This is a genomic window from Vibrio sp. R11-SG3-ISO9, assembly GCF_059834255.1.
Genome location: NZ_JCBDGU010000025.1, coordinates 13764 through 26145 on the forward strand (window position 1 = coordinate 13764; position 12382 = coordinate 26145).

Sequence of the window (12382 nt, forward strand, 5' to 3'; positions counted from 1 at the left end):
TTTACGTTTGATGGTGGTCAGTCTGGTTCGCAAGATAACGTTGGTGACGTTGAAGATGACGCTTCTGGTACACCTGTTGACGTGAAGATTCTTGAAGAGCCTTTATTTGGTAACCTTTACGATGTTAGCGGTGGAGGTAAAGTATTAATTGAAGCTGGAGATATCATCAGTAGTGATGCTCAAATCGAATATGAGCAAGATCAGAATGCTGTCGATAACTTGGACTTCGTCGCTAGTACATTCGAAAATCAAGTAGGGAATGGCACTTCTAGCGTTAGTTATTTACAAAGTGATTCCAACGATCCACAGAGCGGTGTGGTTATTAGTGCAGGCCTATATAATGGTGCGTCTCCAGTTGGTGACAACATCAGTAGCACACCTAGCTATCTCGTTTACGATGGTAGCGGTCAAGAGGATGGTTTTGGTGTCTCTCAAAGTGCTAATGCGAATAGCGGCGAACTTGATGTTATTAACGGTGGTGCTCAGGAATACATTTCAATTGATTACTCTGCTACTGGAGCATCAATCACCGAGGCCAATATCGACTTCGGTAGTGTTTATGGAAACTACAATGCTAATAACAGTGCCGGTGGTCGAATTGAAGTCATTGCCCTTGATGAAAGTGGTAATGTTGTCGGAACTTTCTACTTCGATAGCGATGAGTCTGGAGAAAACGGACTGACTATCGATAACAACGGGAATGCGACTGTAAATATTCAGGTAGACGGCGGTTTTACTGAGTTGCGTGTATTCACCACTCAGGATGGTTCTGATAACCCTAACCGAAACTCTAACATCACGCTTAAAGGTGTAGATGTAGTCAGCGCGGATATTTCCGAAGAGATTGATTATCAATCGGTTGATTCGAGTGGTTTGGTTAGTGACGAAATCGCTCAACTTACTATTACGCCAAATACAACTAATGCTAATCCAGTCGCTCAAGACGATACTGTATCTGTCTTTGGTGGTTTATCTGGTTACTACTACAGTTCAAATGACAGCGTTAATGGCAACATCGACTCTGTACAAGACGCGTTAGATGTTATCGCTGGTAAAGATGCTGATCTTACATTTGAAGCAAAAGACATTAACTATACGTTGAACGGAAATAACAACGGCTTAAGTTCTCAAAGTCAGTTTGAAGACTTCTTAAACGACGACTCTGGCTCTGTTGAAGGTACAGTCGGTGCACACACTGACGGTGTCGTTCAAATGAGTGGATCTGTTTATCTAGAAGCCGGTGATTATGCGTTTAAAGTTACTGCCGATGATGGTTACACGATCTTAATTGATGGAGTAGCAGTTGCTACGGTGGATCAGAATCAGTCGTCTACAACTACCATGCATGATTCATTTACGATTGATAGCGATGGGTATCATTCCATCGAAATCGTTTATTGGGACCAAGGTGGTGCTGCTAACCTGGATATCAATCTTGGTACCGTTGACGGTAATGGTAATTACAACAATGGTGAGCACGACCTAAATGACTTCCCATTGATTGGTGAGGTTCTGTCTGTACGAGAGGGTGAAACTTTAACGGTAGATTCTTCACTGCTGCTTGCTAACGATTATGATCCAAACACAGGTGACACCGTTGCGATTGTCGCGGATGGATTTAGTTCAGCCGATGGAACAGTGTCATACGATCAAAACAGCGGGGAGATTTCTTTCACGCCGAATAGTAATGTGACGGGTAGTGCGTCGTTCACATATACCATTGTTGATAGCTCAGGCTTGACTAGCAGTGCAACGGTAACAACGACAGTTGCACCAATTAGTAACGGTTTATTGGTTTCTGCGAACTTAACCAGCGTAAGTGGAAATGTTGCTGACTCTATAGTTGCAGGTATTGAATCTAGTTTGGCGAACGCTACTGTAGATCCCACAGCAGATGGCGATGACAACCACCTTCAGACAACAAGTGGTGCTTGGGTCGAAGCTCTTGACGGTAATGACACAGTCGTTTACGGCAGCGGGGATCATATGCAGGTACGCGGTGGAGAGGGTGAAGACGTCATTATCGGAAATGATGGTACATCCACTGTTGTAACTGAAAACCTACAAGGCGGTGATGGCAGTGACATTTTGGTTGGCGGTATAGACGCATCAACAAGCATTAATCTGCTGGGTGATGATACTGGAGAGTCTGGTGATGACGTACTCATTTCTCGTAGTCCAACGACAAGCACAGCATACTATGGTGGTTCAGGTAATGATGTTGCATACCTAACAGGCCAAAGTACCGACTACACATTTAGTTCGGTGGGAGCTCCAGATTTCCGTTTAACTCATACTGGAACAGGCAATGCAAATCATGATTTCTATAGTATTGAGTCATTGTACTTCTCTGATGGTAAGTTTGAGGCTCAAAGTGGCAGCTTAGTTAAAGTTGCTGAGGTTTATGAACTTAACATTGATATCGATCTGAATGACAATGACGGCAGCGAACAAGTAAGTTCATTGATCGTTAGTGATGTACCTTCAGATGTAACACTGTCGACAGGTACTAAACAAGCTGATGGAACGTGGGTGATTGATACTGCCGAACTCGATGACGACGGCAAGTTAACAGTCATCGTAGAAGCACCAGTTGACACAGTGCCTGTTCTAACTGTTACAGCAGGCGCTTATGAGGTCGATGACCAAGGACAAGCTGTTGACTCGGAAATGTTTGCTGATACTCAAACAGGTACAGTAATAGCACCTACTTCAGGCAGTGAAAACGGCGATAACACCATTATTGGCTTTGGTGGTGACGATGTGTTGTTCGGTGATACTGGTGGTGTAGTTGATAACTCTGTTGCACCAACTAACTACAATATTGCTTTAGTCGTTGATACTTCAGGCAGTATGAGAGACGCACTCAATAGTAACAGTAGTCAATCTAAGTTAGACGTGGTTAAAGCGTCAATCATTGCTATGTTGGCTGATATCGCGTCGCACCCAGGCATTATTAATCTGGCGCTAATTGGTTTCGAGGCGAGTGCGAGTATAGAAATCGATTTACAGAACCTAGAAGAATCAGATTTAGAGCAGACAGTTAATTCGGCAATTAATGCTCTTACGGCTGACGGGGCAACTAACTATGAGGCAGCATTCGATTCAGTAAAAGATTGGTTTGAAGATGACGATCAACCATCCAGTTATGAAAACTTAACCTTCTTCTTAACTGATGGTAAACCAACTGTATCAAACAACTCTAATAGCGGTGGTTCTACTACTCAGTTCGATGAATTTGCTGACTCAGTGACTGCTTTTGACGAGTTAGCGGATGTATCGAAAGTTAGAACTATTGGTATCGGTGATGGCATTGATGCAGAAATATTAGAGCATTTCGTAAATGACAATGGCTCTTCGTATACGTACACATCAACGACAACGCAACTTGCAAACTTTAGCTCTAGCACAGGTGAAGCTTGGAGTCTTGATAACTTTACGGTTTCCGGCGGTACAGCAGTATTTACTGATTCGCGTATCTTGTTCACGGATCCAAACGACACTTCTAGTTCAGCGTCAATGACCAGTCCTGAGTTCACGGTTGCTAATGGTGAAGCATCTGTTTTGACATTCGATGTATCACAAGGTAGCCATTTCGGTGGCGGCGATGTGTTTAGCTGGAGTGTTCAGAAATTTGACGAACAAACTCAGTCATGGGTAAGTGTCTCATCTGGAAGCAGTACTGGCTCGATTGAAACAGATCTACTTCATGAAGGTAAGTACCAGTTAGTGCTCTCGGTTTACGAAGACCAAAGTGGATACACTGCAGACGTATACTTAGATAACTTTGCAATTAAGACAGTAGCAAGTACGACGGGTGACGTTGAAATCGTTCAATCAAGCCAAGGTTTAGATGCTGCACTTGAGGAAGGTAGCAACGAAATCACGCTACTGCCTGTAGGCAATGATGATCTAAGCGGCGGTGCAGGCAACGATATCTTGTTTGGTGATGTTATCAATACCGATAACTTGCCATGGGACGAGAAAGGTCTTGTTCGCCCAGATGCGTTACCTGATGGTTCAGGTATGGAAGCGCTGACGACGTTCTTGCAGATGTTAAATGGTGCAGAACCTACAGAAATGGAAATCTATGAGTATATTAAAGATAACCATGAACTGTTTAATGCCGATAGTGATACGCGTGGTGGAGATGATACCGTAGCTGGCGGGCTAGGTAATGATATCCTCTATGGCCAAGGTGGTGACGATACACTGATTGGTGGATTGGGTGATGACATTCTAACTGGTGGTGAAGGAGAAGATATCTTTAAGTGGGTAGACATGGACGATAGTTCTTCCGACACTATTACTGATTTCAGTGTGGCAGATGGAGACAAGCTTGACCTATCTGAGCTGTTGGCTGACCTTGAGACAGATGATATTAGTGCTTTGCTAAACAACATCGAAGGTTCGATCACTGATAACGGCAATGGCGGTTCAGCACTAACCATTGATAAAGGTGGCGAGTCTATGACAATTGAGTTTAACAATGTCACTTCATCAGAGTTAACAGATTATCTATTTAATCAAGATGGTTTGAAATACACTGATAGCTAATGTTCATTGAAGCGCATGAGATAACAAAAGGGTCACCAAACGGTGACCCTTTTTACTTATCAATCTTTAACGAGATATGTAACGCTTAAAGAACTAAAGAACCTTACACGCAAAACCTTTTAGGTAGAAACCTTCCGGGTAGGCTGTGTCTGTCAGGTGGTCTGCAGCTTGTTCGAAGCGCTCAACAAACTTAACTGTGCGACCAGCATCGATAGCAGCATCGGCAATGATCTTTTGGAACAGGTCAGTGCCCATTAAGCCAGAACATGAGTAAGTAAGCAGTGTGCCACCAGGCTTAAGGATCTGTATTGCTAGCATGTTTACATCTTTATAGCCGTTCGCACCTGATGTTAGGTTGTTTTTGCTAGAAACGAACTTTGGTGGATCCATGATCACAACATCGAATTTGGTGCCTTGGTCACGGTATTCACGCAGAAGTTTAAATACGTCAGCATTTAAGAACACCGCGCGTTTTTTTGAAATATCGAATTCATTTAATTCAGCGTTTTGCTTAGCTGTGTCTAAAGCAAGCTGTGAAACGTCAGCGTTGATAACACGCTTTGCTTCGCCTTTTAGTGCGTACAGACCAAAGCCACCAGTGTAAGAGAAGCAGTTCAAGACTTCTTTGCCTTTTACGTACTTCATTGATTCTTTACGGCTGTCACGTTGGTCTAGATAGAAACCTGTTTTGTGGCCTTCAACGATATTTACGCTGATTTTTACGCCGTTCTCTTCGATTACAACTGATTTAGGTGGTTCTTCACCATGAAGCACGCCGACAGTTTGTTCTAGTCCTTCTTTTTTGCGAACTGCAACGTCCGAACGCTCATATACGTTGCAGTCAGGGAAGCACTCAACTAAAGCTTCTACAAGGTCAGATTTATGATACTCCGCCCCAGCACTTAGCAGTTGGCATACTAGGAAGTTCTGATATTTGTCGATAGTTATGCCGGGTAAACCATCAGATTCAGCGGCAATCAATCGGTAGCCAGTAAGACCATCACGAACGATGATGTCTTCACGAAGCATTTGTGCATCTTTGATGCGTTTTACAAAGAATGCTTTATTGATATCTTCTTTTTCAAATGTCCAAACACGAGCTCGAATTTGCGAAGCAGGAGAGTAGGCAGCTTTTGCTAGCCATTGACCGTTGCTTGCGAAAACGTCGACCGTTTCACCGAGTTGTGGCTCACCCGTTACTTTGTCGATGCCACGAGAGAATACCCATGGGTGTTTGCGGCGTAGCGATTTATCACGGCCTTTTGCTAATTGAATCGATGGAGTCATAGTTTACTCTGATTGTTTGAATTCGAAGGGGATGTATTGTCATGGAAGCGTTAGGCAAAATCAAACGCCAAAGACGTTAGATACAAAAAAGGGCCACAAAAGCGGCCCTAATCTTCGAAATTACTACTCCTAGGCTTTAAGACCTGTGAGTAATCCTTCCATTGAGTCACTTTGCTGACGAAGTTGGTCAACGTTCGCGTTACTCTTACTAATCATGTCGCAGATGTTGTTTGACTGATTACGAATCTCTTCAACACTCTGTGCGATGTTGTCCGCAACCACACCTTGCTCTTCCGCAGCCGTAGCAATTTGGGTACTGCTGTCTGAAATAGATTGGTTTTTTTCTGCTAATGAACCAATTTCAACGTTAACTTCAGACATTAGTGTTTGACCTTCATTAGCGTTGTTTACTGTTACTTCCATTAGTTTAGTAAGCGACTGGCTGTTACGTTGTAGCGCTTCAATCATGGTTTGGATTTCAACGGTTGCTTGCTGCGTGCGGCCGGCTAGGGCACGAACTTCGTCTGCAACGACAGCGAAGCCACGGCCTTGCTCTCCAGCACGAGCAGCTTCAATCGCCGCGTTCAATGCAAGCAGGTTTGTCTGCTCTGAAATTGCATTAATGGTCGTTACCACTTCATCGATTTGTGCCGCGTTTGCATCGAGCTCTTCAACCGCTTGAGAAGCCGATTGAATCTCTTGAGAAAGGTTAGAAATTGATGCAAGTGTATTTGACACTTTATGCTGACCACTTTCTGCAACACCATGAGCGTCCATTGTTTGAGAACTCGATTCATGTGCTAGGTTAGCGACTTCACGAATAGTTGAAGCCATCTCTTCGGTCGCGCTTGCAAGACTGTTTAGATGCTCTTGTTGAACGCCCGAAATATCTGAGCTTTGTTGAGTCGATTGGTTTAGATCTGAGCTGATTTGCTGCATCAAAGCGACAGACTCTTGAATCGAAAGCACCATTTTTTGCTCACGCTCTGCTACCTTATCAATAGTGATGGCAATTTCGCTAAACTCATCACGAACCAAGAAGTAGTTCATGCGACACGTCAGATCGCCATCCGCGAGCGTGTTAAGAGCTTTATTCATGGAGAACATCGCACCGCCAATAAAGGTCATGATGTAGTAAACACCTAGGGCGATTAAAGTAAGCGTGATGCCAATGATCGTGATTTGTGTCGTTGAAAGTGCAGACCAGAGGTTTTGGTCGTGTGTCGCTACTAAGCTAAAGGCACCATTCATCACTGGTACTGCACCTTCGCCAAAACCTAGAGAGATGGTGTCAGATTGGCTGATAAGCTGCGCCACTTGGTCACGAGATAGCTGGCCTGCTTCAATAAGGCCTTTCATTAGCATCAGTTCGTCTTGATAAAGATGGACTAAAAGCGCGTCGGCAGCGCTATCTAGGACTAGAGTTAAGATAACAAGAGCTAATACAGGAAGTAGAAAAAGAAGGTAGAATTTCTCTTGGATCTTTAGGTGGATTAGATATTTATCAATCCAGCGGAAAGGGATTTCTTTCATATTAATGGTGCTCAAGTAATTCCACCCAACTGGGGCGGATGAATAGATTTATCAACTATATCACCCAAGTAAATTATGAGGCAATGTTATGGATCGTTCCCATCGTATATTTCTGGTAACAGGTCATGTTCAATGTGTGGGCTTTAGATACTCGACACGAATAAGAGCAATGGATTTAGATCTAACTGGTTATGCAAAGAATCTAAACAATGGTGATGTGGAGGTTCTTGCTGTAGGAAACAGTGCCAACATTGAGAAGTTGCATACCTGGCTTCATAAAGGTCCAGACACTGCAAGAGTAGAGCGGGTAGCAGAGCAAGATGCTGCTGGTATTAAGATTGATGATACCAACAGCAGATACTTTCAAGTTCTTTAAAAGGTGAGCTTGTTATTTAGTGAGTTATGACTGAAGAGCCTTAGAGGCATTTTGCTGGTTTAGGAAGACCAGCTAGTTTAGTTGCCTGCTTTGCTGGGCCCTTTTTAAACAGCTTAAACAGGTATTTGCTGTTGCCTTTTTCAGGACCATGAGCCTTTTCCATCGCTTTTACAAGCATGCGAACTGCAGGGGAAGTGTTGAACTCTTCATAGAAATCACGCACGAAATGAACGACTTCTAGGTGAGCTTCTGTGAGTTCAATACCTTCGTCATCAGCCAGAATCTCGATCATACCTTCTTCCCATTGCGTGTGATCTAGAAGGTAGCCTTGGGCGTCGGTTTCGATTTGTTTTCCGTTATATTCAAACATGTTTAATCCAGAGTCATATCAATCAGCTGCGTAGGGTACATTACTCAGTAAGGTTTCCCAACAAATAATAGCCAATAGAAAACAAAAAGCCCAAGACGAATCTTGGGCTCTCAAGGTTATTTAGTTGACGATGTTATTAGTCGTCGTTACCCATAATACCTAGGATGCTTAGTAGGCTGATGAAGATGTTGTAGATAGATACATACAGCGTAACTGTCGCTGAAATGTAGTTAGTTTCACCGCCACGAATGATACCTTGAGTTGTCATCAAGATAGCCATTGTAGAGAACACGATAAATAGGCTGCTAAGCGCTAGGTGTAGAATTGTCGATTGGATGAAAAAGCTTGCAATCATACCAACAACTAGCACTACGAATAGTGAAAGCATTAGACCACCCATCATTGATAGGTCGCGTTTAGTCGTTAATGCGTACGCTGATGCTGCCATAAACGATAGTGCAGTACCGCCCAGAGCAGTTAGAACCACATCTCCCATGCCTGCGCCGATGTAAGCATTAAGAAGAGGGCCAATGGTGTAGCCTAGGAAACCAGTGAATAGGAATGTAAACACTAGGCCCATGCTGTTGTCACGGTTCTTCTCTGTTAGGAAAAGTAGACCATAGAAACCAACCAGCATAATGATTAGGCCAGGGCGAGGCAGATTCATTGCCATCGAAATGCCTGCTACAACAGCAGACCAAAGTAGTGTCATTGAAAGTAGCGCGTAGGTATTACGCAGTACTTTGTTGGTTTGCAGAGCGCTCTCTTGAGAGGCCGTGCGAGAAAACATAGGGCTGTTCATAATCTTCCTCGTAAGGTGATATCAATAGTTATTAGTACATTTATGGGGCTGAAAGTTCGAAAAATCAAGCCTTTCATTCAATTTGTCTACTTAAAATGATAATCAAAATAGAGAGTTAAGTGTTTTTCAAGGTGTAACACAATGTAACTGTGCGACGGTATCTTGCCCTCTAAAATAGAAAGGGCAGCAAAAATAGCTGCCCTGTTAGGTAGATAAGGATTCTAGTGGTGCAGAATCTGACTCAAGAAGTTTTGAGTTCGATCGGACTGCGGATTTTCGAAGAAGTCGACAGGATTGTTCTCTTCGATGATTTCACCCGCATCCATAAAGATCACTCGGTCGGCCACCTCTTTAGCAAAGCCCATTTCGTGCGTTACACAAAGCATGGTCATGCCTTCTTCCGCTAATTCAACCATAACGTCTAGAACCTCACGAACCATCTCTGGGTCAAGTGCCGAAGTTGGTTCATCGAACAACATTACTTGTGGGTTCATACATAGAGAGCGTGCGATTGCTACACGTTGTTGCTGACCACCAGAAAGCTGACCTGGAAACTTATCCGCTTGTTCTGGGATTTTTACACGTTCTAGGTATTTCATTGCGATTGCTTCAGCTTCTTCCTTCGGCATTTTCTTTACCCAAATTGGAGCTAGGGTACAGTTCTCTAATACAGTAAGGTGAGGGAACAGGTTGAAGTGCTGAAAACACATACCTACGTCTTTACGTACGGCTTCAATGTTTTTTAGATCTTCCGTTAGCTCATTACCTGAAACAAAGATGTGTCCTTTTTGGTGCTCTTCTAATCGGTTGATACAGCGAATCATCGTTGATTTACCCGAGCCAGAAGGGCCACAGATTACGATTTTCTCGCCTTTCTTAACTTCTAGATTGATGTTCTTAAGAACGTGGAACTCACCGTACCACTTGTTCATATCTTTCAGTTCAATCATCAATTCTTGAGATTCGTTGTTTTGTTGTTGCGTCATAATACGTCCTTGATCTCTTTAACTATCGTTTGTGACCGGTGTGAAGTCTGTTTTCTAGCCATATCGAGTATCTCGACATACCAAAACAGAACACCCAGAACACTAACGCGACAAATACATAACTTTCTGTTGCAAAGCCTAACCACTCAGGGTCGGTGTTAGCTGCTTGACCGATACCCAGTACATCGAACATACCGATGATGAGAACCAGACTGGTATCTTTAAACAGGCCGATAAAGGTGTTTACGATAGATGGAATCGTAATCTTTAGAGCTTGAGGAAGAATGATAAGTCCCATTTTCTTCCAGTAAGTTAAGCCAAGCGCATCTGCGGCCTCATATTGACCTTTAGGAATCGCTTGTAAACCACCACGGATAACCTCTGCCATGTAAGCTGCACTGAACAGCACCACACCGACTAGTGCACGAAGCAGTTTATCTGTTTCTGAACCCGCAGATAGGAACAGTGGAAGCATTACTGATGCCATGAACAGCACGGTGATCAGAGGTACACCACGCCAGATTTCGATATATACAGTACAGATACTGCGAATAATCGGCATTTCTGAGCGTCGTCCTAGTGCCAGTGCGACACCTATAGGTAGGGACACCACAATACCAACAAGTGCGATGATTAGTGTAACTAGCAAACCGCCCCATTTGTGTGTCTCTACAACCTCTAGACCAAATATGCCGCCATAAAGCAGAGCACCAACTAGGAATGGGTAGATGTTCACGAAGAATAGCCAAATCCACGTACGCTTCGGAGTTCCTTCATAGGCTAATAAGCCAACGAAGACAGCAAGCGTAAAGTAGAATAGGCGAGGGCGCCACAGTTCAGCTTCAGGGTAGAAGCCGTACATAAACTGCTCCCAACGAACACTGATGAATACCCAACACGCACCATCACTTGTACAAGCGTCACGTGTTGTACCTACCCAATCTGCGTTTAGGATACCCCAGTCAAAAACTGTCCAAATTAATGAGAATGCGAAGTAACCTAGAATGACTGTTACGACACTATTCACAGGACCGTTAAATAGGTTTTTTCGAAGCCAACCTACAACACCGACCGTATTCGCTGGAGGTGGTAAATCAGGCTGAAATTGATGTGTGCTCATTTTATCTCTCCACCAATGCAACTTTACGGTTATAGATATTCATTAACGCAGAGGTTAATAAGCTCAATGTGAGGTAAACACCCATTGTCATCGCGATAATCTCTATCGCTTGACCAGTTTGGTTAAGAGTCGTACCTGCGAACACAGAAACCAAATCAGGATAACCAATCGCCATTGCTAGTGATGAGTTTTTAGTTAGGTTTAAGTATTGGCTTGTTAACGGTGGGATAATAATTCTCAACGCTTGCGGAATGATAACTAGCTTCAAAGTTCGAGAACGTGGCAAACCTAGAGACATTGCCGCTTCAGTTTGGCCATGACTTACAGCGTTAATACCTGAACGAACGATCTCAGCAATAAATGACGCCGTATAGATACTTAGGGCAAGCATAAGAGCTGCAAGCTCTGGGATAATGCTAATACCGCCTTTAAAGTTAAAACCTTTAAGCGCAGGATATTCAGCTGAAATTGGCATACCCATGATGAAGTAAACAATGATTGGTAGAACAACAATTAAACCAAGAGCAATACGACCCATAGGTGTCTGTTGCCCCGTTAAACGCTGTTTGTTATTAGCCCAAATATTAATGATGATGGTTGCTACAATACCCGCTATAAAAGCGGCGATAACAATGCTACTTCCTGCCTCAAAGACAGGTGCAGGGAAGTAAAGACCACGAACATTAAGAAAGATAGCTTCACCAAGACTTAAGCTTTGGCGAGCTGATGGTAGCGCTTGTAGAACAGCGAAGTACCAGAAGAAAATTTGTAGTAAAAGAGGAACGTTACGGAAAATTTCGATATAAACCGCAGCGAGTCGGCTAACTAGCCAGTTTGATGATAGACGCGCAACACCCATGGTAAAACCAAGAACTGTCGCTAGGATGATACCCAGAACAGAAACGAGTGCGGTATTAAGCAGGCCAACGATGAATGTTCGACCATAAGAGAAGGTTTCGTCATATTCGACGAGTGTTAAACCGATACCAAAGCCAGCTTCTTGGCTAAGGAAATCGAAACCGGTAGCGATGCCGCGCGCGTCCAAGTTCGTTAACGCATTGTTGACAATGGTATAGAAGAAAGCGGCGAGAGCACCAAGAGCGATGATCTGAAAGACGACCGATCTGAAAGTTGGGTTATAAAGAAGGTTTGCGCTTTTAGCTTGGGGCTTTTCCTGGGAAGGAATAGAAGTGTTATTAGGTTTCATACTGCAATAACCTCAAATCCATTTAACAGTTAGGGCGGAAATCCGCCCTAATTTCGTGTTACTCAGTTGTAAATTCAGCGACTCTAGGTCAATCGGCTCTATAAAGGATTGGCCAGAAGCCGCTGTGTAAAGTAATCACGTAGT

General features: G+C 43.5%; 9 protein-coding genes. 2 read left to right on the top strand and 7 right to left on the bottom strand.

The genetic code is table 11. The annotated features are described in order from the left end of the window. The first annotated feature begins 1341 nt into the window (after positions 1 to 1341). Positions 1342 to 4557 carry an Ig-like domain-containing protein gene (locus AC6R05_RS07405; protein WP_500647094.1) on the top strand — a complete coding sequence of 1072 codons (3216 nt, stop codon included), beginning with the start codon at positions 1342 to 1344 and terminating at the stop codon, positions 4555 to 4557. 93 nt (positions 4558 to 4650) lie between these two features. Here AC6R05_RS07405 and AC6R05_RS07410 read toward each other — a convergent pair whose 3' ends face one another. After that, entirely contained in the window at positions 4651 to 5844 is a 1194-nt protein-coding gene (locus tag AC6R05_RS07410) for a class I SAM-dependent methyltransferase (protein WP_500647017.1), read from the bottom strand. 129 nt (positions 5845 to 5973) lie between these two features. Next, positions 5974 to 7377 (bottom strand): methyl-accepting chemotaxis protein, encoded by a 1404-nt coding sequence (locus AC6R05_RS07415; RefSeq protein WP_032549141.1) that lies wholly within the window; start codon positions 7375 to 7377, stop codon positions 5974 to 5976. An 88-nt stretch (positions 7378 to 7465) separates the two neighbouring features. Between AC6R05_RS07415 and yccX the strand changes: the two genes are divergently transcribed. After that, the gene (yccX, locus tag AC6R05_RS07420) at positions 7466 to 7753 is read left to right on the top strand and encodes an acylphosphatase (protein ID WP_500647018.1); all 288 of its coding nucleotides are present in this window, start codon (positions 7466 to 7468) and stop codon (positions 7751 to 7753) included. A 40-nt stretch (positions 7754 to 7793) separates the two neighbouring features. On the opposite strand, the gene AC6R05_RS07425 is transcribed toward yccX, so the two are convergent. The 5 genes from AC6R05_RS07425 to AC6R05_RS07445 all read right to left on the bottom strand — a co-directional run bounded on the left by AC6R05_RS07425 (position 7794) and on the right by AC6R05_RS07445 (position 12238). After that, the gene (locus AC6R05_RS07425; protein ID WP_032549139.1) at positions 7794 to 8123 is read right to left on the bottom strand and encodes a TusE/DsrC/DsvC family sulfur relay protein; all 330 of its coding nucleotides are present in this window, start codon (positions 8121 to 8123) and stop codon (positions 7794 to 7796) included. Positions 8124 to 8259: 136 nt separating this feature from the next. After that, entirely contained in the window at positions 8260 to 8925 is a 666-nt protein-coding gene (locus AC6R05_RS07430; RefSeq protein WP_150872326.1) for a Bax inhibitor-1/YccA family protein, read from the bottom strand. 221 nt (positions 8926 to 9146) lie between these two features. Next, entirely contained in the window at positions 9147 to 9911 is a 765-nt protein-coding gene (locus AC6R05_RS07435) for an amino acid ABC transporter ATP-binding protein (protein WP_032549136.1), read from the bottom strand. A 22-nt stretch (positions 9912 to 9933) separates the two neighbouring features. Then, the gene (locus tag AC6R05_RS07440) at positions 9934 to 11031 is read right to left on the bottom strand and encodes an amino acid ABC transporter permease (RefSeq protein ID WP_500647019.1); all 1098 of its coding nucleotides are present in this window, start codon (positions 11029 to 11031) and stop codon (positions 9934 to 9936) included. Position 11032: 1 nt separating this feature from the next. Continuing rightward, entirely contained in the window at positions 11033 to 12238 is a 1206-nt protein-coding gene (locus AC6R05_RS07445) for an amino acid ABC transporter permease (protein ID WP_032549134.1), read from the bottom strand. Positions 12239 to 12382: the final 144 nt, after the last annotated feature.